Source organism: Cupriavidus sp. GW823-FHT07B10 (assembly GCF_058794355.1).
In genome coordinates this window covers 11989-32656 of the sequence record NZ_JBXAGS010000006.1, presented here as the reverse complement: position 1 = coordinate 32656, position 20668 = coordinate 11989, and the positions used below count along the sequence as shown (strand labels likewise).

At 67.6% G+C, this 20668-nt stretch carries 19 protein-coding genes and 1 tRNA gene; 4 read left to right on the top strand and 16 right to left on the bottom strand.

Annotation, left to right across the window (positions count from 1 at the left end; all coding sequences use genetic code 11):
• Positions 1-18: 18 nt before the first annotated feature.
• A complete protein-coding gene (locus tag AC1Q6V_RS14595) occupies positions 19-906 on the bottom strand; it encodes a LysR substrate-binding domain-containing protein (protein WP_011615046.1) in 888 nt (295 codons plus the stop codon).
• A gap of 151 nt (positions 907-1057) precedes the next feature.
• Here AC1Q6V_RS14595 and AC1Q6V_RS14590 point away from each other — a divergent pair, with 151 nt between their 5' ends.
• From AC1Q6V_RS14590 to AC1Q6V_RS14580, 3 genes are read left to right on the top strand one after another with little or no spacing between them, the layout of a single operon-like run.
• Positions 1058-2059, top strand: a complete 1002-nt coding sequence (locus AC1Q6V_RS14590) for an ornithine cyclodeaminase family protein (protein ID WP_011615047.1) — start codon at positions 1058-1060, stop codon at positions 2057-2059.
• Positions 2056-2892 (top strand): phosphate/phosphite/phosphonate ABC transporter substrate-binding protein, encoded by an 837-nt coding sequence (locus AC1Q6V_RS14585; protein WP_011615048.1) that lies wholly within the window; start codon positions 2056-2058, stop codon positions 2890-2892. Before AC1Q6V_RS14590 ends, AC1Q6V_RS14585 begins: the two co-directional genes overlap by 4 nt.
• A 56-nt stretch (positions 2893-2948) precedes the next feature.
• The gene (locus AC1Q6V_RS14580; protein ID WP_011615049.1) at positions 2949-3995 is read left to right on the top strand and encodes a tripartite tricarboxylate transporter substrate binding protein; all 1047 of its coding nucleotides are present in this window, start codon (positions 2949-2951) and stop codon (positions 3993-3995) included.
• Between the two features lie 64 nt (positions 3996-4059).
• On the opposite strand, the gene AC1Q6V_RS14575 is transcribed toward AC1Q6V_RS14580, so the two are convergent.
• The 15 genes from AC1Q6V_RS14575 to AC1Q6V_RS14505 form a co-directional block, all read right to left on the bottom strand.
• Complete coding sequence (locus tag AC1Q6V_RS14575; RefSeq protein WP_011615050.1) at positions 4060-4854, bottom strand: ABC transporter ATP-binding protein; 795 nt, start codon at positions 4852-4854, stop codon at positions 4060-4062.
• Position 4855: 1 nt separating this feature from the next.
• On the bottom strand, positions 4856-5752 hold the full coding sequence (locus AC1Q6V_RS14570; protein ID WP_011615051.1) for an ABC transporter permease: 897 nt from the start codon (positions 5750-5752) through the stop codon (positions 4856-4858).
• 176 nt (positions 5753-5928) lie between these two features.
• Entirely contained in the window at positions 5929-6906 is a 978-nt protein-coding gene (locus AC1Q6V_RS14565) for an ABC transporter substrate-binding protein (RefSeq protein ID WP_035815710.1), read from the bottom strand.
• Positions 6907-7178: 272 nt separating this feature from the next.
• The gene (locus AC1Q6V_RS14560) at positions 7179-8237 is read right to left on the bottom strand and encodes an aldo/keto reductase (protein ID WP_011615053.1); all 1059 of its coding nucleotides are present in this window, start codon (positions 8235-8237) and stop codon (positions 7179-7181) included.
• A 32-nt stretch (positions 8238-8269) separates the two neighbouring features.
• The gene (locus tag AC1Q6V_RS14555) at positions 8270-9304 is read right to left on the bottom strand and encodes a quinone-dependent dihydroorotate dehydrogenase (RefSeq protein WP_011615054.1); all 1035 of its coding nucleotides are present in this window, start codon (positions 9302-9304) and stop codon (positions 8270-8272) included.
• A 90-nt stretch (positions 9305-9394) separates the two neighbouring features.
• Positions 9395-10183, bottom strand: a complete 789-nt coding sequence (locus AC1Q6V_RS14550; RefSeq protein ID WP_011615055.1) for an arginyltransferase — start codon at positions 10181-10183, stop codon at positions 9395-9397.
• Between the two features lie 68 nt (positions 10184-10251).
• Positions 10252-11004, bottom strand: a complete 753-nt coding sequence (gene aat / locus AC1Q6V_RS14545; RefSeq protein ID WP_011615056.1) for a leucyl/phenylalanyl-tRNA--protein transferase — start codon at positions 11002-11004, stop codon at positions 10252-10254.
• Positions 11005-11044: 40 nt separating this feature from the next.
• Complete coding sequence (locus AC1Q6V_RS14540; protein ID WP_011615057.1) at positions 11045-11629, bottom strand: NUDIX hydrolase; 585 nt, start codon at positions 11627-11629, stop codon at positions 11045-11047.
• A 213-nt stretch (positions 11630-11842) separates the two neighbouring features.
• Positions 11843-11918 (bottom strand) — tRNA-Met (locus AC1Q6V_RS14535).
• Between the two features lie 122 nt (positions 11919-12040).
• A complete protein-coding gene (locus AC1Q6V_RS14530; RefSeq protein WP_454749956.1) occupies positions 12041-12793 on the bottom strand; it encodes an RES family NAD+ phosphorylase in 753 nt (250 codons plus the stop codon).
• Positions 12753-13142, bottom strand: a complete 390-nt coding sequence (locus AC1Q6V_RS14525) for an MbcA/ParS/Xre antitoxin family protein (RefSeq protein ID WP_035815700.1) — start codon at positions 13140-13142, stop codon at positions 12753-12755. Before AC1Q6V_RS14525 ends, AC1Q6V_RS14530 begins: the two co-directional genes overlap by 41 nt.
• An 89-nt stretch (positions 13143-13231) precedes the next feature.
• Positions 13232-14482 carry a benzoyl-CoA 2,3-epoxidase subunit BoxA gene (boxA, locus tag AC1Q6V_RS14520; protein WP_011615060.1) on the bottom strand — a complete coding sequence of 417 codons (1251 nt, stop codon included), beginning with the start codon at positions 14480-14482 and terminating at the stop codon, positions 13232-13234.
• A 42-nt stretch (positions 14483-14524) separates the two neighbouring features.
• Positions 14525-15949, bottom strand: coding sequence for a benzoyl-CoA 2,3-epoxidase subunit BoxB (boxB, locus tag AC1Q6V_RS14515; RefSeq protein ID WP_058698887.1), 1425 nt, complete (start codon positions 15947-15949; stop codon positions 14525-14527).
• Positions 15950-15968: 19 nt separating this feature from the next.
• Positions 15969-17672 (bottom strand): 2,3-epoxybenzoyl-CoA dihydrolase, encoded by a 1704-nt coding sequence (gene boxC, locus AC1Q6V_RS14510; protein WP_454749955.1) that lies wholly within the window; start codon positions 17670-17672, stop codon positions 15969-15971.
• A gap of 107 nt (positions 17673-17779) precedes the next feature.
• A complete protein-coding gene (locus AC1Q6V_RS14505; RefSeq protein WP_439671580.1) occupies positions 17780-18736 on the bottom strand; it encodes a helix-turn-helix transcriptional regulator in 957 nt (318 codons plus the stop codon).
• Between the two features lie 268 nt (positions 18737-19004).
• On the opposite strand from AC1Q6V_RS14505, the gene AC1Q6V_RS14500 reads away from it, so the two are divergent.
• Positions 19005-20660, top strand: coding sequence for a benzoate-CoA ligase family protein (locus tag AC1Q6V_RS14500; RefSeq protein ID WP_058698890.1), 1656 nt, complete (start codon positions 19005-19007; stop codon positions 20658-20660).
• Positions 20661-20668: the final 8 nt, after the last annotated feature.

Sequence of the window (20668 nt, the reverse complement as noted above, 5' to 3'; positions counted from 1 at the left end):
GGCTTCAGTAAAGAACCACTAGCCCTTCATCATCCCCGTCAGCGTATCCACGAATTCCAGCGACAGCCGCGACAGCGGTTCGGTCTGCACATGGAAGATCTGCACCGAGGCATTGACCTTGGTGCGTATCGGCACCGCAACGATATTGGGCCAGCTCTGGCCGAACACGGTCATGGCATCGACCAGCGCGATGCCGGCGCCGGCCTGCGCCAGCGCGCGCGCCACGTGCGCCTGCTCCACCTGCACCCGCATATCGGGCTGGTTGCCCTCGCTGCCGAACATCTCGCGGACCAGCAATCCGAACGGGACGTCCGGTCCGTAGCCGATCAGGTCTTCTCCGACCAGCTCGGCCGGGCGCACCCAAGTCCGCGTGGCCAGCCGGTGATCCACCGGCACCAGTGCCACGATCGCGTTCTTTACCAGCAGGCGCGCCTCCAGGTTGGGGTGCACCAGCGGCATGTTCGACACGGCCAGGTCCACCTGTCCCGACAGTAACGCGCGCAGCATATTGCCGGGGATCTGCGTTCGCACCACCACGCGCACCGCCGGGTGCGCGGCGCGAAAGCTCGCGATGGCGCGCGGCAGCACGGTCTGGCCCAGGTTGGGGCTGCATGTGAGGCGCAGGCTGCCGGTGCGGTTGGCCGCGAGGTCCTCGGCGATCTCGTTGACGCGCTCGATCCCTTCGTAGACCGCATTCACCTCGCCCAGCAGGCGCCGCGCTTCCGGCGTAGGGTAGAGGCGCCCCTTGGTGCGGCGGAATAACTCCAGGCCGAGGCGTTGCTCGGTGTGCGACATCAGCCGGCTGATGGCCGGCTGCGACACGTACAGCAGCTTGGACGCACCGCTGATCGAGCCGGTCAGCATGACCGCGCGGAACACCTCGATCTGGCGCAGGTTCATTTTCATGGCATTAACCTGATGTTAAGGCTGGCGGACATATAAGCATATGACAGTCAATGGCGCCATACCTACACTGAACTCCATCGACACACGCCGCGCGCCGCAGGGCACGCACCAGCGATGTGCAGGGTTTTCCATCCCGGAGGCAGGAGACTGTATGAGCGACATCCATCTCACCTACATCAACGGCAAGGACATCGCGCGCCTGGAAATGACCGACGCCGAGATCCTCGACGCGGTCGAGCAGGCGCTGGTGGCGCAGGGCAACGGCCAGACCGTGATCGAGCCACGCGTGCACCTGATTCCCGACCCCGCCTTCAACGGCCACTTCAACGTGTTGCGCGGCTATGTGGCGCCGCTGGGGCTGGCAGGCGTCAAGATCGTCGGCGACTTCGTCGACAACTACAAGCTCGGGCTGCCATCGGAAATGGCGATGCTCAATCTGTTCGATCCGCGCACCGGCATGCCGGTGGCGATGATCGATGCCACCTTCATTACCGATGCCCGCACCGGCGCGCTGACCGCGCTCGGCGCCAAGCATCTGGCGCGCCGCAACAGCAAGGTGCTGGGCCATATCGGCGCGCGCGGCACCTCCTACTGGAATGTGCGCCTGCTCGACAGCCTGTTCGACTTCGACGAGATCCGCGTGCACTCGCGCCGCCCCGAAAGCCGCAATGCCTTCGCCGCGAGGCTGGAGCGCGATCTCGGCAAGAAGATCGTCGTCACCGAAGACTGGGAGTCGTGCGTGCGCGGTGCCGATATCGTGATCGAGGCTTCGCGCCTGGAGCGGCCGACGCCGATGCTGAAGACCGAGTGGATCAAGCCCGGCGCCTTTGTCGTGCCGTACGGCACCATGAGCGCGGTCGAGCTGTCGCTGACCGACATCATGACCAGGATGGTGGTGGATGACTGGGGCCAGTGCAAGGGCGGCATGTTCGGCTCGCTGCGCGCGCATGTGGAAGCCGGCAAGCTGTCGGAACAGACGCTCTATGCCGAGCTGGGCGAGATCGTCGCCGGGCGCAAGCCGGGCCGCCAGAGCGACGACGAGACCAACCTGTTCTGGCACCGCGGCCTGTCGCTGAGCGATATCGCGCTGGGCCACGCCATCCTGAAGAAGGCCGAGAGCCGCGGCCTGGGCCAGAGGTTGCTCTACGCATGATCGCCAACGCCCGCATGTACTCGGTCAGCGCGCCGGTGGAGCAGGCGTGGCGAGCGCTGTTGGTGCACGTGGCCGACCGCGCAGGCGTGGACCTGCCGTATGTCGAACATCCCGCGCCGGCCCCGGTCAACGCGTTGTGGGCGCGGCCGGACTGCGGCTGCGTATTCATGTGCGGCTATCCCTATGCCAGCGCGCCGGTAACGCCGCAATTGCTGGCCGCGCCGGTGCCGGCGCTGGCGCGCTACGGCGGGCGCCCGGTCTACTTCAGCGAATTCATCGTGCGTGCTGACGCGCCGGTGCAGGCGCTGGCGCAGACCTTCGGCGCTCGGCTGGCATGCATGCTGCCTGAGTCCAACTCGGGCTACAACGCGCCGCGCCATCACCTGATGCGGCTGGCGCCGGCCGGCACCCGTGCGCTGTACCGGCCTGCCGCCGCACCCACGCCGACACCGCGCGAGGTCATTGACGCGGTCATCGGCGGGGACGCCGAGGCGGGAGTGGTCGATAGCTATGTGCTGGACCTGCTGCGCCGCTTCGAACCCGGGCTCGCGGGCCGGCTGAAAACGCTGGAGGTGACCCCGGCCGCGCCGATCCCGCCGCTGGTCGCCTCGGCGCAGGCCGACCCGCACGAGTGCGCGTACGTGCGTGCCGCGCTGCTGACGCTGCATGAGGGTGCAACGGGGACCGCGTTGCTGTCCATGCTGGGGCTGGCGCGCTTTGCGCCGGTGCAACCGGCCGACTATGCCGTTCTGCCTGAACTCGCACGCGAAGCGGACCAGGCGGGGTTTGCGCTGACCGATGCCGGACCGGGCACGGCCAAGCACGATAACTAGACTGCCGGCGCGGTGGGGGAGCCAAGCCTGATCACTGCCAAATAGGGGAAACCGTCATGAAGACCGCTGTGAAACCTGATGTGGAAGCTGCCGTGAAGCCCGCCGTAAAACCTGTCCTTCGACGCATGGCCATGCGCTGCATGCTTGCCTGCATCGCGGCCTGCGCCCCGTGGCTCGCTGCCGCACCCGCGCTGGCCCAGCCGCCTGGGTACCCCGCCAAGCCGGTGCGCATCGTGGTGCCGTTCGCCGCCGGCGGGCCCGCCGATGTGCTCGGCCGCGCGGTTGGCGAAGGCATCGCCAAGGCCACCGGCCAGAGCGTGCTGGTGGAGAACAAGGCCGGCGCTGCCGGCACCATCGGCGTCGACATGGTGGCCAAGGCCGCGCCCGACGGCTATACGCTGGCGCTGGTGCCGGTCGGCAATATCGCGGTGAACCCCACGCTGATGCCGAACCTGCCATACAAGCCGGCCGATCTGGCGCCGGTGGCGATGCTGGCCACCGCCGAGAACGTGCTGGTGGTCAATGCGGCCACGCCAGTCAAATCGCTGGCGGAACTGCTCAAGCTGGCCGGGCAGAAGCCGGGTGAGCTGAGCTTTGCTTCGCCCGGCGCCGGCAGCCAGGCGCACCTGGCCGGCGAACTGCTGCAGCTGGATGCCCATGTCAAGCTGAACCACGTGCCGTACAAGGGCATCAGCCCGGCCATGACCGATGTGGTCGGCGGCCAGGTGACGATGATGTTCGCGCAGATGTCGGCGGCGCTGCCCTATATCAAGGCCGGCAAGCTGCGCCCGCTGGGTGTGGCCAGCGCCAAGCGCTCGGCGGTGCTGCCCGATGTACCGACCATCGCCGAACAGGGCTTTCCGAAGTTCGAGGCGTTGTCGTGGTATGCGCTGATGGCCCCGGCCGGTACGCCCGCGGAGATCGTGCGCAAGCTCAGTCAGCATGTTGATGCAGTGCTGGCTGATGCGACGCTGAAGGAAAAGCTGGCAACGCTGGGGATGGAAGCGGCCGGCGGCACGCCGCAGCAGCTTGCCACCACCATCCAGAAGGAAAGCGCGCGCTGGGCCGGCGTGATTCGGCAGCGGCATATCACTATCGACTGAAGCGTCGCGCACTGGCATGAAAAAGGGGAGCCGCCTGGCTCCCCGTCTTCATTGCCCGCCGTCTTCAACCCAGCAAGAGCGCATCATCATCCAGCTGCTCGTGCCGCGTCTGCTCAAACATCTTCAGCAGGTCCGGCACATCCAGGCCCTTGCGCTTGTCGCCCGACACGTCCAGCACCACCTGCCCCTGGTGCAGCATCACCGTGCGCTGCCCATAGTCCAGCGCCTGGCGCATGCTGTGCGTCACCATCATCGTGGTCAGCTTGCTCTCCTCGACGATGCGCGCGGTCAGCTCCAGCACGAAGGCCGCGGTCTTCGGGTCCAGCGCGGCGGTGTGCTCGTCCAGCAGCAGGATGCGCGACGGCTGCAGCGAAGCCATCAGCAGGCTCACCGCCTGGCGCTGGCCGCCGGAGAGCAGGCCGATGCGGTCGGTCAGGCGGTTTTCCAGGCCCAGGTTGAGCAGGCGCAGCTTCTCGCGGAACAGCTCGCGCGAGGTGCGGTTCAGCGCCGGGCGGAAGCCGCGGCGGCTGCCGCGGGCCATGGCCAGGGCCATGTTCTCCTCGATCGTCAGCGCCTCGCAGGTGCCGGCCATCGGGTCCTGGAACACGCGGGCCACCAGGTGGGCGCGGTCCCATGCGGGCTGGCGCGTGACGTCGGTGTCATCGATGGTGATGCGGCCCGAGTCGACCATCTGGTCGCCGCTGATCGCGTTCAGGAAGGTCGATTTGCCGGCGCCGTTGGAGCCGATCACAGCCACGAACTGGCCGCTCGGGATCTCCAGGCTGAGGCCGCGCAAGGCGCGGGTCTCGATCGGGGTGCCCGGGTTGAAGGTGAGTTTCAGGTCTTGTGCGCGCAGCATCTCAGGCACCTCCGTTCTTGCGGGCGAACAGCTTCTTGCGGGTCGCCGGCAGCACCAGCGCGATCGTCACCAGCGCGGCGGTCACCAGGTTCAGGTCCTGCGCCTTGAGGCCGATGAAGTCGCTGTTCAGCGCCAGCGCGATGAAGAAGCGGTACAGGATGGCGCCCAGCACCACGGCCAGCGTGGTCCAGATCAGGCGGCGTGCCGGCAGGATGGTTTCGCCGATGATCACCGCGGCCAGGCCGATCACGATGGTGCCGATGCCCATGGAGATATCGGAGCCGCCCTGGGTCTGCGCGAACAGCGCGCCGGCCAGTGCCACCAGCGCATTGGACAGTGCCATGCCGGCCAGCGTGGCGCGGCCGGTGGGGATGCCCTGCGAGCGGGCCATGCGCGGGTTGGCGCCGGTGGCGCGCATCGCCAGACCCAGCTGCGAGCTGAAGAACCAGTCCAGGCCGACCTTGGCCACCACCACCACCACGAGCAGCACCAGCGGGCGCAGCACGTAGTCAGGCAGCCATTCGGGCTGCAGGATGGTGAACAGCGTGGGCTCGGTGATCAGCGGCACATTGGGGCGGCCCATGATGCGCAGGTTGATCGAGTACAGCGCGATCATCATCAGGATACTGGCGAGCAGGTCCATGATCTTCAGGCGCACATTGAGCCAGCCGGTGATGAAGCCTGCCAGCGCGCCGGCAGCGATCGCAACGGCAGTGGCCATGAACGGGTCCTGGCCGGCGGCGATCAGCGTCGCGGCGACGGCGCCGCCGAGCGGAAAGCTGCCATCAACGGTCAGGTCGGGAAAGTTGAGGATGCGGAAGGAGATCAGCACCCCGAGCGCCACCAGGCTGAAGATCAGGCCGATCTCCAGGGCGCCCAGAAGGGAAAAGAGGGACATGGGGGAATCCTGTTGCAGGGGCTGGCGGCTGCCTTGGCGCCGCCTTCGGGGCGGGTGGGCCGGCGCGCCTGTGTGGGGCTGCCGGCCGCCTCGCCCTGTTCTGTCCCGTCGGGCCGGATAGGCCCGACGGGGCACCCGCCGTCGTGTGGCGGCAGGGGGCAGTGCTTCGCTGTTGCTTACTTGATGACCGTCTTGGCTTCCTTGACCAGCTCCGGCGACAGCGTGACGCCTTGCTTGGCGGCGGCGCCCGTGTTGACGAAGAGCTCCAGGTTGTCGCTGGTCTGCGAGGCGATCGCGCCCGGCTTCTCGCCCTTCAGGATGCGCACCACGACCTTGCCGGTCTGGTGGCCGAGGTCGCCATAGTTGATGCCCAGTGCGGCCACGGCGCCACGCTTGACGCTGTCGGTATCGGCGGCCACCAGCGGGATCTTGGATTCGTTGGCGACCTTGACCAGGGACTCATACGCCGACACCACGTTGTTGTCGGTGTTGGTGTAGATCACGTCGACCTTGCCGATCAGGCTCTTGGCGGCCGGGCCGATGTCAACGGTACGCGGCGCGGCAGCTTCCTTGAGCGTCAGGCCGTCCTTGGCCAGCAGCTCCTTCAGTTCCTTGACCACGACCACCGAGTTGGCTTCGCCCGGGTTGTAGACCATGCCCACGGTCTTGGCCTTGGGCACCACGCGCTTGATCAGCGCGACCTGCTTGTCCAGCGGCAGCTTGTCTGACACGCCGGTAACGTTGGTGCCCGAGGCCGACCAGCTCTTGACCAGCTGCGCGGCGACCGGATCGGTCACGCCCGAGTACACCACCGGCACGCTCTTGGTGGCGGCAACCACGGCCTGGGCCGACGGGGTGGCGATGGCAACGATGGCGTTCGGGTTGTCGCCGACGAACTTGCGGGCGATCTGCGCCGCGGTGCCGGTGTTGCCCTGGGCGCTCTGGTATTCCCACTTCAGGCTCTTGTCGGCGTCATAGCCGGCGGCCTTCAGCTCGGCGCGCACGCCGTCGCGGATGGCGTCCAGCGCGGGATGGTCGACGATCGACAGCACCTTGACGGTCTGGGCCTGCACGGCGCCGCCGTACAGCAGTGCCAGCGCCACGGCGCCGCCCAGGATGGACTTGGTTGCTGCGAGACCCTTGATGGACTTCATTGTCTGTTCTCCCCCGAAACTCGGTTCTGGATTGGATACGGCCGCGGATGGTTCGGTCCGCCGTCCTGGCCCGCGCGCATGCTGGCGTACGGGGCCGGTCCGGGCGGGCGCGGCGGCTTCCTGCGGCTGGAGGGAGCGTGCGCGGGCGCGTCGGATGCGACAGCGATAAGCCTGCGAGGATACCATTTCTCGCGCACGATATGGACAGTCATCATGCGGAAGTGGGGCATCGGATGCTGCCAGACGCCCACTATCCGCCATCGAGGCGCATTTTATTGCGCGGGATTCATGATTTGCTTGTGGATTACCCCGATTGCGGCGACCAGGTCTTCATGCAATTGCGCGTTCCAGGCGTCGAGGTTTTCCTCGAGCTGGACCAGCGTGGTGGCGCCGACGATGGTGCTGGCGGCGAACCAGCGCGAGTAGCACCAGGCTAGCGCCAGCGTGGCAGGGGAGAGGCCGGCGCTTTTCGCCAGTTCGACATAGCGGGCCGAGGCCGCCATGGTCTCGGGGCGCATGTAGCGCGGGCTCCAGTCGGCGGGGAAGCGCGACAGCCGGCCCTTGGCCTCGGCATTGAAGACCGGGTTGGCCGCATCGCCCGCCAGGTATTTGCCGGTCAGTTGCCCGAACGCCAGCGGGCTGTACACCAGCAGGCTGACATCGGTACGGAAGCACGCTTCATCCAGTCCCTGCTCGAAGCTGCGGTTGACCAGGTTGTACGGGTTCTGGACGGTGGCGATGCGCGGCAGGCCGTGCTGCCCGGCAAGGCGCACGAATTCGGCCACGCCCCACGGGGTCTCGTTCGACACGCCCACGTAGCGGATCTTGCCGGCGCGCACCAGTTCGTCCATGACTTCGAGCTGGGCCTGGATCGAGGTGCACTCGCGCTCCTTGGCAGGATCGAAGCTGAGCTGCCCGAAGATCGGCGCATTCCGCGCCGGCCAGTGGATCTGGTACAGGTCGATATAGTCGGTCTGTAGCCGGCGCAGCGATTCGTCCACCGCGGCGCGGATGCCAGCCGGCGTCAGGTCGTCGCCATTGCGGATCCACGGCATGCGGCCCGGGCCGGCCACCTTCGTGGCGAGCACCACGCGGTCGCGCGGCTGGCGCCTGAGCCAGGTGCCGACAATGCGCTCGGTCTGGCCGTAGGTGCCGGCCCTCGGCTTGACCGGGTACATCTCGGCCGTGTCGATGAAATTGATGCCGCGCGCGAAGGCGTAGTCGAGCTGGCTGTGGCCTTCGGCCTCGGTGTTCTGCTCGCCGAAGGTCATGGTGCCCAGGCAGATGCGCGAGACCTGCAGGTCGCTGCGGCCGAGTCGGATGGTTTCCATGGCGGTTTGCGTGTCGTTGGCGCAGGAGGGACTCAGCCGCGCAGCGCCGCGGCGCACTCGCGCACCAGCGCCGGGCCGCGGTAGATCAGGCCGCTGTAGACCTGCACCAGCTTCGCGCCGGCGTCGATCTTGGCGCGCGCATCGGCGCCGCCGAAGATGCCGCCCACGCCGATGATCGGCACCGCGTCGCCGACCACGCCGTGCAGCGCGCGCACCACCCGGGTCGAGGCCTCGAACACCGGGCGGCCGGACAGGCCTCCGGCTTCCTCGGCATGCGGCAGGCCCTTGACCGCCTCGCGCGAGATGGTGGTGTTGGTGGCGATCACGCCGTCGATCTTGTGCCGCACCAGCGCGTCGCCGATATTGCCGATCTGGTCGGCATCCAGGTCCGGCGCGATCTTCAGCGCCAGCGGCACGTAGCGCTTGTGCTGGTCGGCCAGGCGCTGCTGCGCATCCTTCAGCGTCGACAGCAGGCTGTCCAGCTCGCTCGCGCCTTGCAGCTGGCGCAGGTTCTTGGTGTTGGGCGACGAGATATTGACCGTCACGTAGCTGGCGTGCGGGTAGACGCGTTCCAGGCAGTAGAGGTAGTCGTCGTTGGCGCGCTCGATCGGCGTATCGGCGTTCTTGCCGATGTTCAGCCCCAGCACGCCGCCCTCGGCCTTCCAGCGCGAGGCCCGCACATTGGCGACAAAGGCATCGACGCCGCCATTGTTGAAGCCCATGCGGTTGATCAGCGCATCCGCCTGCGGCAGCCGGAACATGCGCGGGCGCGGGTTGCCCGGCTGCGCGCGCGGCGTGACCGTGCCCACCTCGATAAAGCCGAAGCCGAACGCGGCCAGCCCGTCGATATAGGCGCCGTCCTTATCCAGCCCCGCGGCCAGGCCGACCGGGTTGGGGAACCGCACCCCCATGACCGTGCGCGGGTCGTCGGCAATCCTGTTGCCGATGCAGCCCGCCAGGCCCATGCGATGGGCGCGCAGCAGGTTGTTCAGCGTGAAATGGTGGGCGTCCTCGGCATCCATCGAGAACAGGGCGGGGCGAACCAGGGGGTAGAGCGCGTTGAGCACGGGGGGGGCAGGGCAGAGTGAATACCAGCCCCGCATTGTAGCGGCTGGGCCGCATACCCGGTCGGTGCGCGGCCGGATGCCGCGACCCGGCTAGTCCCGGTTGGATGCAGGCGCGGGGCTGGCCGCATCCCCGGCCTCGTCCTCGAACGCATGCCAGTGGTTGCCGGTCAGCACCTGCAGCGGCCGGAAGCGTGCCTTGTAGGCCATCTTGCGGCTGTCGGCGATCCAGTAGCCCAGGTAGAGGTGCGGCAGGCCCAGCTCGCGCGTCTGGCGGATCTGCCACAGGATGTTGTAGGTGCCGTAGCTGGCGTTGCGTTCGAGCGGATCGTAGAAGGTGTAGACCGACGACAGCCCGTCGTCGAGCACGTCGATCATGCTGACCATGCGCAGGCGCCCGGCCTCGGGCGAGCCCGGCGGTTCGCGGAATTCCACCAGGCGCGAGTTGACGCGGCTCTGCAGCAGGAACTGTTCGTACTGGTCGCGGCTGTCCTGGTCCATGCCGCCGCCGGCGTGGCGCATCGACTGGTACAGCAGGTACAGCGAATAATGCTCTTCGACATAGGTCAGCGGTGCCACCAGTGCCTGCAGGTGCTGGTGGCGGCTCCAGGCGCGGCGCTGCGAGCGGTCCGGCACGAACTGGTCCACCACCACGCGGCATGGCGTGCAGGCGTGGCATTCGTCGCAATACGGCCGGTAGGTGAAGATGCCGCTGCGGCGAAAGCCGGCGCGCACCAGGCGTGAATAGACGTCGGCATTGATCAGGTGCGCCGGGGTGGCGACCTGGGAGCGTGCCATGCGGCCGTCGAGATAGCTGCAAGCGTAGGGCGCCGTGGCATAGAACTGCAGCGCGGAGAGCGGAAGTTCCTTCAGCTTGCTCATGACTCAGGGGGCTCCGGGCGGGACGATGCGGCCGGACGCGCAGTCAGCGGGGCGTCCCGTGCCAGGTTTCAGCCGGCCGGCGCGGCTGGCGTCCCGGCCCAGCGCTCCAGCACCGATTTGTCGAACCGCCACGGACTGATCGCCGGCAGCGCCGTCGCCGCCCGCACATGGGCCACGAACTCTGCGCGGGGGATCGGGCGCGCACCCAGCGAGGCCAAGTGGTCGGTTTCCTGCTGGCAGTCTATCATCGCCACGCCGTGATTGCCGAGGAACGCGCACAGCGCCGCCAGTGCGATCTTTGAGGCATCGGTGCGGTGCGCGAACATCGATTCGCCGAAGAACATCCGCCCCAGCGCCACCCCATACAGGCCGCCCACGCGTTCGCCGCGGTACCAGCTTTCGACCGAATGGGCCATGCCGTTGCGGTGCAGCGTACCGTACGCGGCAATGATATCGTCGGTGATCCAGGTGCCGTCCTGGCCGTCGCGCGGGGTGGTCGCGCAGGCGCGCATCACCGCCAGGAAGTCGTCGTCGACGCGGATCTCCCAGTCAGCGTCGCGCAGCACGCGGCGCAGGGTCTTGCGCAGGTTGAGCGAGACGCGCAGCGCCGGCGGGGCCAGCACCATGCGCGGATCGGTGCTCCACCACAGCACCGGCTGGCCGCTCGAATACCACGGGAAGATGCCCTGGCGGTACGCCAGCAGCAGCCGCTGGGGCGACAGGTCGCGGCTGGCCGCCAGCAGGCCGGGGGCTTCGGAATCGGGCCCGAGCGCCTCGTCAACCGGCGGAAACGGGTCTTGCGGGTCCAGCCAGGCAATCATGCGGGCTGCGCCGTAGGGCGATGCGCGGCGGCCGCGCCGCTCAGGGCGTGACCGTGGCCCGGCTGGTCAGCGGGCGCATGGGCTTGTCGATATCCAGGCTGTGCAGCCGGAAGCTGCCGTCCTGCAGCCGGCCGGCGGCGCGGTCGGCAAAGAAGCAGCGCAGGGTGTGGATCACGGTGGGGAACGCCAGTTCATCCCAGGGCACATCGGCCTCTTCGACCAGCTTGACCTCCAGGCTTTCCTCGCCGGGGGCGATATCCAGGTCGTCCAGCGTGGCCAGGTAGAAAAGATGCACCTGGTGCACATGCGGCACGTTCAGGATCGAGAACAGTTCTCCGACCTGCACGCGCGCGCCGGCTTCTTCCAGCGTCTCGCGCGAGGCAGCCTGCGCGGTGGTTTCGCCAATCTCCATGAAGCCCGCAGGCAGGGTCCAGAAACCGTAGCGCGGCTCGATGGCGCGCTTGCACAGCAGGATCTTGTCTTCCCACACCGGAATCGTGCCAACGACGTTGCGTGGATTGACGTAGTGGATGGTGCCGCAGTTGTCGCAAACACTGCGCGGGCGGTTGTCGCCGTCAGGCACGCGCAACACGACCGCATGACCACAGTTCGAGCAGAATTTCATGAGGGGCGTCCGGGAGGAATGGCGAAAGTGTATCACCCTCGCAGAGGGGGCCGGCAGGCATGATTGGGGCGGTGGGGCACCATCGGTCAACGCAGTCTGGTGCTGCACGGAGGGCAGCATCGGGGTGCCAGTGCCGGAGCAGCAGAAAACAAAAAACCCGCCAGAGGCGGGTTTATCTGCTTTGACGGTGCCGCATGATACGCATCATGCGGTTGGTTGCGGGGGCAGGACTTGAACCTGCGACCTTCGGGTTATGAGCCCGACGAGCTGCCAACTGCTCCACCCCGCGTCCGTCGAAGAAAAGATTATATGGCATCTGGTTGCGCAATGCAACACCTGTTTAAAAATACCTTCCCGCGGTGCGCATCGCCGCCTGCCATAACGATTAGATCGTCGGCACGGGGCAGAGGTTCAGCCCGTGCCAGTGCTATCGGTTGTGCGCTGCCACAGCGCCGCCTCGAACTCGAAGCTGTCGCGTTGCTGCAGGTCGTCGCGCTGCCAGATCACGCGGTCGCGGCGCACCGTCAGCATCCAGGTGGTGGTGGCCAGCGGCGCCGGGTGGGAGAACGCGTGCGGGGTCAGCACCGCGCCGCAGGGGCCATGCCGGGGATCGCGCACGGAGGTGTAACGGATCATGCCTAGGCCGGCCTCGCGCGCGATGCGGCCGAAGGCCTGGCAGGGCTCGTGGTGGTCGGGATCGGTCCAGATGGCATGGTCCTGGTCGAACGGCGGTGTGTCCAGTGCCACGCCCCAGGTATCGACGCGCACTTCGAACAACGTCTGCGCGCGGGCGTCGATGCGCGGCAGCGCGGGGCTGTCGTTGAGGAAGCGCCAACGCCAGTAGCCGAGTTCGGCGCAGGCGGTGCGGATCTCGTTGGCGCCGTAGAACACGCCCGGATCCTGGCTGGCGCGAAAGCGCGAGCCCCAGGGCGAGGGCGGATAGCGGAACGGGGTGAACAGCAGGTAGTGCAGATGGCGTGCCTCGGCGGGCACTGCGGGTTTGCCGGCGTCGAGCACGGCTTCCAGCACAGCCTGTTCTTCCAGGCTGTCGACCAGCGGCATGGTGGATACGACGTGCTGGGCCTCCACCGCCCGCCACAGCGTGAGCGCCAACTGCCTGCGCTCAGATGCGACCGCGGGTGGCGTCCAGGTAGTGAACGACACGGACCAGACCTTCCGTTGTGCGGATCATTTCAAGGGGCTTGCCGCCCAGCGCCAGGTTTTCATTGGTCAGCCATAGCCGGGCCTGGTCGCCGTGGCCCAGGATGGCATCGAGCGATCGGAACAGGCGCACGAACAGCACGCCGAATTCCCACTCCTTGCGGTGCGCATCGAGCACATAGCCGCCAGATGCCATGCGCGATACCGATGCCGTGCTGATGCCCAGCACGCTTGCCACCACGGCCTGGCTGATGCCGAGGAAGCCGGCGGCGCGCATCACCGCCTTGGTCAGCGTGGTGCCGGGGTCGGGGCCGCCGGCGGGATCGGTTTCCGGAATCCGCCTGGATTGCATCGCCATCACTCCTGTTTCTTCAGAAATATTATAGGCGATGCCTTTCAGAAGGGAAGCGATTGCTGAAAAACCAGCAAACTACGGCGGCGTCAGTAGGTCTCGATATGAAGCCGGCCCTCCGCCTTCATTGCGGCCTCGATCTCGGGCCACGCGTGCCCGGAGCCGGCGCACACCGCTTCGAATGCCTCGAGCACGCCTGCCTCCATGCCCTTCAGTCCGCAGATATAGACATGGCCGTTGGGATCGGCCAGCAGCGCGGCGACGCTGTCAGCCGCTTCGCGGATCGCGTCCTGCACGTAGCGGCGCGGCGCGGCGGGATCGCGCGAGAAGGCGAAATGGATGTCGAGGAAATCCTTGGGCAGCTTCAGCAGTGGGCCGAAGTAGGGCAGTTCGTTGGCGTTGCGCGCACCGAAGAACAGCTGCCGGCGCCCGCCGAAGTGCGCCATGTTGCGGCGCATGCGCTCGGTCATGGCGCGCATCGGGGCTGAGCCCGTGCCGGTGCAGATCATCATGATGCTGGCCTCGGCATGGTTGGGCATCAGGAAGGTCGATCCGAACGGGCCCACCACGTGTACGCTGTCGCCCTTGGCCAGGTCGCACAGGTAGTTGGACGCGACGCCCCGCACCGGCTTGCCATCGTGGTCCTGGTCGACCCGTTTGACGGTCAGCGCCAGGTTGTTGTAGCCCGGGCGCTCGCCGTCGCGCGGGCTGGCCACCGAGTACATGCGAATGTAGTGCGGCTTGCCCGACGCATCCGTGCCGGGCGGCACGATGCCGATCGACTGGCCTTCCAGGATCGGGAAGAAGTGCGTGCCGAAATCCAGCACGATATGGTGGATGTCACTGGATGCGTCTTCTGCGGTCAGCCGGTAGTTGCCGGCCACGGTCGCCGTGACCGGCGCGCGCACGCCATGCAGGTTCACATAGGGATGGGCAGCCGACCACGGCGCACGCGGCGAGGTGTGGCGGCTGGTTTCCACGGACTGGATGGCGGCGTCGGGTGCGGCGCCGCTTGCCGTGCCGGTGCCGAGGGTTGCCTGCGGCGCCTCGCCCAGGTCGGCCAGTTCCGGCAGCGGCACCTCGGCCGGCAACTCGTCCCACAGCAGTTGCGCCTCGATCGGGTAGGCCTGGCCGCGCAGCATGGTGCGCCAGTTGTCGATGGCTCCGGTCGGACAGGGCGACAGGCAGGCGTTGCAGCCGTTGCACACGTCCGCCCTGACCACGTAGTTGCGGTCGTCGTGGGTGATGGCATCGATCGGACAGGTGTCCTCGCAGGTATTGCAGCGGATGCAGATTTCCGGATCGATCAGGTGCTGCTTGATGATGTCGGGGGCGCCCATGGCGTGTCTCCGGTGGCTCCTGGCCTGTCCTGTGCTTCTGGTTCAGTTGAAACGCACGTACTCGAAATCCATCGGCTGGCGGTTGATGCCCACCGCCGGAGGCGCGATCCAGTTGGCGTACTTGCCGGGCTCCACCACGCGGCCCATCAGCGAGGCAACAAAGGCGCGGTCTTCGTCGGTGGCCAGCCACTTGCGTTCGTTAGCCTGCCATTCCGCTTCGGAAATCAGCTGGCCCTCGGGCGAGACATGCACATTGGCCAGCGTGCCGATCTTGCGGTTGAAGGCCTTGTGCGGCACGGTCAGGCGGAATGCGATGCCGGCCTTTTCGATGACCTTGTTCCAGCGCGCCACGCCGCCCAAGCTGTCCTTGATGTAGTCGTCGCGCAGCACTTCATTGAGCGCATTGAGCATCGGCACCTCGCGCTCGCCCAGGTGCCCGTCGCGCACTTCCAGCACGCGGTAGACATCGCTCTTGAGCACGTGGTCGTCGGCGCGCTTGCCTTCCTCGAAGCGGCCCTTCAGGCCGGCGCTGTAGAAGGTGGCGGCGTTGGACGACTGGTCGGCGCCGAACAGGTCGATGGTGACGCTGTAGTGGAAGTTCAGGTACCGCTGGATGGTCTCCAGGTCGATCACCCCGGCGGCGCGCACTTCGGCGGGGTCTTCGATGCCGCGTTCGCGCATCACCTCGCAGGTGCGCTGGAGCACGCGCGACACGCCCGATTCACCCACGAACATGTGGTGCGCTTCCTCGGTCAGCATGAAGCGCGTGGTGCGCGCCAGCGGATCGAAGCCGGATTCGGCCAGCGCGCACAGCTGGAACTTGCCGTCGCGGTCGGTGAAGTAGGTGAACATGAAGAACGCCAGCCAGTCCGGCGTGCGCTCGTTGAAGGCGCCGAGGATGCGCGGGTTGTCCTGGTCGCCGGAGCGGCGCTCCAGCAGCGCCTCGGCTTCCTCGCGGCCGTCGCGGCCGAAATAGCGGTGCAGCAGGTACACCATCGCCCACAGGTGGCGGCCTTCCTCCACATTGACCTGGAACAGGTTGCGCAGGTCATACAGGCTCGGCGCGGTCAGGCCCAGGTGGCGCTGCTGCTCGACCGAGGCGGGCTCGGTGTCGCCCTGCGTCACGATGATGCGGCGCAGGTTGGCGCGGTGCTCGCCCGGCACGTCTTGCCAGGCGGCTTCGCCCTTGTGCTCGCCGAAGTGGATCCTGCGCTCGGGGTCGGCCGGCTGCAGGAAGATGCCCCAGCGGTAGTCCGGCATCTTGACGTGGTCGAAGTGCGCCCAGCCCGATGGATCGACCGACACCGCGGTGCGCAGGTAGACATCGAAGTTGTGCGAGCCGTCCGGCCCCATGTCGCGCCACCAGTCGAGGAACGCCGGTTGCCAGTGTTCCAGCGCGCGCTGCAGCGCACGGTCGTCGGACAGGTTGACGTTGTTGGGGATCTTCTGGCTGTAGTCGATGCTCACGTGCTGTCTCCTTGTTGTCTTACACCCGGTCCCAGTCGAAGCGTGCCTTGTTGCCGGTGCCGAAGACCTTCAGCGCGCCGTTCTCGCCGACGGCGTTGGGGCGCTGGAAGATCCAGTTCTGCCACGCGGTCAGGCGGCCGAAGATGCGCGTTTCCATGGTCTCGGCGCCGCCGAAGCGCAAATTGGCTTCCATCCCGGTCAGTGCATCCGGCGACAGGCTGGCGCGTTCTTCCAGGGCGATGCGGATTTCGTCCTCCCAGTCGATATCGTCGGGCGCGGCGGTGATCAGCCCGAGCGAATCGGCGCTGAGCGCATCCAGCGGCGCACCGATGTGCTCGCGCACCGCCGTGAGCGAGGCCTCGTCGCCATAGAAGCGCGCCGCCAGCCGGGTTTGCCCGTTGGGCATGGGATAGTGGCCGAAGTTGAGCGCGGAGACGAACACGCGCGGTGCGTCGTCCGGGGCGTCGGGCAGGTGCAGCATGTAGCTGCGGTCGGCGGCGAGCGCCAGTTCCAGCAGCGTGCCGGCAAAGCAGGAATCCGGCTCGATCAGCGCGATCAGGCTGCGCGATGACACGTCAAGCCGCGCCAGCGTACGGCGCAGCATGCCAATGGTCTCGCGCACGAACCAGTGGCTGGCGTGTGCCTGCAGCAGGGCATCGGCCGCCAGCACCGCGGCGGGGTCGCCATCGGTCTTGAGCACCCAGATGCCGATATCCAGATGGTTGGCGCGCAGCGTCAGGATGGCGTCGTCAAGCTCGCGCGCCATCTTCAGCGGCCACCATTGCGCGCCGGCCGCGACCACGCCGGCGAGATCCGCGGGCTGGTGCTTGTCGGGCCCGAATACGGTCAGCGTGGCCTTGCGCGCCGCGGCATCGACATGCACGCGCACGGTCTCGTAGCGGTAGCCGTCGGGCTCGATGGTGCGCGACAGCGGTGTCAGCGTGATGCCGTGGTGGCCCTGCGGCCGGTCACTGGTGGCCGCCAGCGCCGCCGCGCGCTCGGCGATATGCTCGGCAAAGCGCGCCGGCTTGACCACTTCGTCAACCAGCTTCCAGTCCTTGGCGCGCTGGCCGCGCACGCCTTCCGTGGTGGTGCAGAAGATATCCGCGTGGTCGCGGCGCACGTGGCGCTTGTCGGTCACGCGGGTCAGGCCACCGGTGCCGGGCAGCACGCCCAGCAGCGGCACCTCGGGCAGGCTTACCGCGGACGAGCGGTCATCGACCAGCACGATCTCGTCGCACGCCAGCGCCAGTTCATAGCCGCCGCCGGCGGTGGTGCCGTTGCAGGCGGCAATGAACTTCAGCCCTGAGTGCCGGCTGGCATCCTCGATGGCATTGCGGGTCTCGTTGGTGAACTTGCAGAAGTTGACCTTCCACGCATGCGACGACAGCCCCAGCATGAAGATATTGGCGCCCGAGCAGAAGATGCGGTCGCGCGCGCTGGTCAGCACCACGGTGCGCACTTCGGGGTGCTCGAAGCGGATGCGCTGAAGCGCGTCGTGCAGTTCGATATCGACGCCAAGGTCGTAGGAATTGAGTTTCAGCGCGTAGCCGGGGCGCAGTCCGCCTTCCTCGTCGACGTCCATCGCCAGCGTGGCGACGGGGCCGTCGAAACTCAGTTTCCAGTGGCGGTACTGGTCGGGATGACGCTCGAAGGTGATGGGTGCGTCTGACGGGGCGGCTGACTGGTCAGGACGCAGTGGGGCGGTTGCCGGCGCGGACATGGCTGTCTCCTGAGTGCACTATAGTGCCTTGCGGCTTTTGATGAAATATAGTGCATGGAGACGGCTGGCGCAATGTCTTTGTCACCCGCGCGCGGCCGGCGGGGTAGTCACGCGCCGGCGGCCTGGAGCTGGGCGCGCAATTGTTGCAGCGAGGCGGCGGCGTCCTGGCCGCTGGTGTCGATCGAGATATCGGCGCGGTCATAGAGCGGCGCGCGTGCCTGCAGGATGCGGCGCAGGTCGGCCATGGCCTCGCGGTTGCCTTCCATCGGCCGCATGTCGCCCTGGGCCACCACGCGCGCCATGTGTTCCTCCGGCGAGGTGCGCACCCAGATGGTGTAGCACTGCGACAGCAGCAGGTTGAAGGTGGCGGGTTCAGAGACCAGGCTGCCCGGCGTGGCCAGCACCAGGCGGTCGTGCTCGCGCAGGGTGCGTTCCAGCGCGCGCATTTCGTAGCGGCGGTAGGCCGCCTGGCCGTAGAGCGAATGGATTTCCGACAGGCTGGCGCCGGCCTCCTGCTCGATCACGGTGTTCAGTTCGACAAAGGGCACGTCCCTGGCCGCTGCCAGCGCGCGGCCCAGGGTCGACTTGCCGGCGCCGCGCAGGCCGATCAGCGCGATGCGGCGGTGGCGCGCATCGCCGGACTCTGCGGGGGCCAGTGCATGGCGGCAGGCTTCACGCACGCGCGCCAGGTCGCCCGCGGGCAACTGCGCCAGCCATTGCACCATCTGCGCAAACTCGGTGGCCTGCTCGCCGTTCAGGCCGTCCACTTCGGCCAGCACCACCGGCAGCGGCACGTCGAGCGCGCGCGCCACCTGGCGCAGCAGCAGCACCGACGCATTGCCGGTGCCGGTTTCCAGGTTGGCCAGGTAGCGCTCGGACACGCCGGCGCCGCGCGCCAGGTCCTTGCGCGACATGCCGCGCGAGGCCCGCAGCGAACGGATGCGCTCGCCCAGCAGCGTCAGGTAGGGGTCGCGCTCGGCGTTGGCGGCTGCGGGCGCATCCCCGGCGGGGCGCGTGTCGGCTTCGGTCTCGTTGGCGGGCAGCGGGGCGGGATCGCGGCGCATGGTGGTGGTTTCGGGTTGACCGGCAGAAAAAGCAAGGGCGCATTATACGAGCAGCCTTGGTGAGCCAAGTGGCGCGGCAGGCAGTCGCTTCGATAAAGCCTGTCCTATAGTGCATCCCCTCGCTTGCATAATAGTTGATATGAAATAAAATGCATCAACAAGCGGATGCCGGCATGCACGTTGGCGGACATCGGCAAGCAGAACAGCGACTGGACTGACGCTGGCGCGGCGCCCATGGCCCGCGGCGCGACCCCAAGGAGTGGAGACAATGACGCCCCCCAATACCGCCGCCGGCATGCCAGCGGCAGCATCGCCCGTGCCGCCGGCTGTTCCACCCGCTACCGATGCCGTGGCGGCACTGCCCACCTGCTACAACGCCGCCGAGGACCTGCTGTCGCGCAATCTCGCGGCCGGGCGCGGGGCCAGGACAGCCTACATCGACGACACCGCCTCGCTGACTTACGCCGAGCTCGATGCCCGTGCCCGCCGCTTTGCCGGCGCGCTGCGCGATGCGGGCTTGCGCCAGGAAGAGCGGCTGCTGCTGTGCGCGCTCGATACCATTGATTTCCCCACGGTATTTCTCGGCTGCCTGCTGGCGGGCGTGGTGCCGGTGGCGGTCAATACCCTGCTGACCGCGGACGATTACGCCTACATGCTTGGCCACAGCGGCGCGCGCGCCGTGGTGGTGTCGGAGCCGCTGCTGCCGGTGATGAAGGCCGCCATCGACAAGAGCGGGCTGGCGCCGATGGTGATCCAGGCGGCGCCGCATGCCGACGGCGCGCCGGCGTGCAGCGTGGGCGCGATGCTGGCGCGCACGCGTTCTCCCGCGCAGACCGTGCGCAGCGGCCCGGACGACATGGCGTTCTGGCTGTATTCGTCGGGCTCGACCGGACGGCCCAAGGGCACCGTGCACACGCATGGCAACCTGTTCCATACGGCTGACCTGTATGCCCGCCAGGTGCTGGGCATCCGCGAGGACGACGTAGTGTTCTCGGCCGCCAAGCTGTTCTTTGCCTACGGGCTGGGCAATGCGCTGACCTTTCCGATGTCGGTCGGCGCCACCACCGTGCTGATGGCCGAACGGCCCACGCCGGCGGCCGTGTTCAGGCGGCTGCGCGAGCAGCGGCCCACGGTGTTCTGCGGCGTGCCCACGCTGTTTGCGGGCATGCTGGCGGCGCCTGAGCTGCCGCCGCGCGCCGAGGTGGCGTTGCGCGTATGCACCTCTGCCGGCGAGGCCCTGCCGCGCGATATCGGCGAACGCTTCCTGGCGCATTTCGGCTGCGACATCCTGGATGGCATCGGCTCCACCGAGATGCTGCATATCTTCCTGTCGAACCGGCCGGGCGAGGTGCGCTACGGCACCACCGGCAAGCCGGTGCCAGGCTACGCGCTGAAGCTGCTGGACGAGCGCGGCGAGCCGTGCGCGCCCGGCGAGATCGGCGACCTCTATATCAAGGGCCCCAGTGCCGCACTGATGTACTGGTGCAACCGCGACAAGAGCCGCGATACCTTTGTCGGGGAGTGGACGCGCAGCGGCGACAAGTACCTGTGCGATGCCGATGGCTACTACACCTATGCCGGCCGCAGCGACGACATGCTCAAGGTCGGCGGCATCTACGTGTCGCCGTTCGAGGTCGAGGCCGCGCTGGCGCAGCACCCGGCCGTGCTGGAGGCGGCGGTGATCGGCGTCACGGATGCCGACGAACTGGTCAAGCCCAAGGCCTTTGTCGTGCTGCGGCCCGGCCAGCAATGGCATGACGGCATGGCGGCGGAACTGCAGGCCTTTATCAAGTCGCGCCTCGCGCCGTACAAGTACCCGCGCCAGATCGAATGCGTGCCCGAACTGCCCAAGACCGCGACCGGCAAGATCCAGCGCTTCCGCCTGCGCCAGCGCGAGCAGGCCGCGCGGGAGGCGGCGCAATGAAGCGCCCG

What these genes read in the sequence shown, in the direction of transcription:
- AC1Q6V_RS14595 (WP_011615046.1), bottom strand. Translation starts at nt 906, where the DNA reads ATGAAAATGAACCTGCGCCAGATCGAGGTGTTCCGCGCGGTCATGCTG.
- AC1Q6V_RS14590 (WP_011615047.1), top strand. Translation starts at nt 1,058, where the DNA reads ATGAGCGACATCCATCTCACCTACATCAACGGCAAGGACATCGCGCGC.
- AC1Q6V_RS14585 (WP_011615048.1), top strand. Translation starts at nt 2,056, where the DNA reads ATGATCGCCAACGCCCGCATGTACTCGGTCAGCGCGCCGGTGGAGCAG.
- AC1Q6V_RS14580 (WP_011615049.1), top strand. Translation starts at nt 2,949, where the DNA reads ATGAAGACCGCTGTGAAACCTGATGTGGAAGCTGCCGTGAAGCCCGCC.
- AC1Q6V_RS14575 (WP_011615050.1), bottom strand. Translation starts at nt 4,854, where the DNA reads ATGCTGCGCGCACAAGACCTGAAACTCACCTTCAACCCGGGCACCCCG.
- AC1Q6V_RS14570 (WP_011615051.1), bottom strand. Translation starts at nt 5,752, where the DNA reads ATGTCCCTCTTTTCCCTTCTGGGCGCCCTGGAGATCGGCCTGATCTTC.
- AC1Q6V_RS14565 (WP_035815710.1), bottom strand. Translation starts at nt 6,906, where the DNA reads ATGAAGTCCATCAAGGGTCTCGCAGCAACCAAGTCCATCCTGGGCGGC.
- AC1Q6V_RS14560 (WP_011615053.1), bottom strand. Translation starts at nt 8,237, where the DNA reads ATGGAAACCATCCGACTCGGCCGCAGCGACCTGCAGGTCTCGCGCATC.
- AC1Q6V_RS14550 (WP_011615055.1), bottom strand. Translation starts at nt 10,183, where the DNA reads ATGAGCAAGCTGAAGGAACTTCCGCTCTCCGCGCTGCAGTTCTATGCC.
- aat (WP_011615056.1), bottom strand. Translation starts at nt 11,004, where the DNA reads ATGATTGCCTGGCTGGACCCGCAAGACCCGTTTCCGCCGGTTGACGAG.
- AC1Q6V_RS14540 (WP_011615057.1), bottom strand. Translation starts at nt 11,629, where the DNA reads ATGAAATTCTGCTCGAACTGTGGTCATGCGGTCGTGTTGCGCGTGCCT.
- AC1Q6V_RS14525 (WP_035815700.1), bottom strand. Translation starts at nt 13,142, where the DNA reads ATGCAATCCAGGCGGATTCCGGAAACCGATCCCGCCGGCGGCCCCGAC.
- boxA (WP_011615060.1), bottom strand. Translation starts at nt 14,482, where the DNA reads ATGGGCGCCCCCGACATCATCAAGCAGCACCTGATCGATCCGGAAATC.
- boxC (WP_454749955.1), bottom strand. Translation starts at nt 17,672, where the DNA reads ATGTCCGCGCCGGCAACCGCCCCACTGCGTCCTGACCAGTCAGCCGCC.
- AC1Q6V_RS14505 (WP_439671580.1), bottom strand. Translation starts at nt 18,736, where the DNA reads ATGCGCCGCGATCCCGCCCCGCTGCCCGCCAACGAGACCGAAGCCGAC.
- AC1Q6V_RS14500 (WP_058698890.1), top strand. Translation starts at nt 19,005, where the DNA reads ATGACGCCCCCCAATACCGCCGCCGGCATGCCAGCGGCAGCATCGCCC.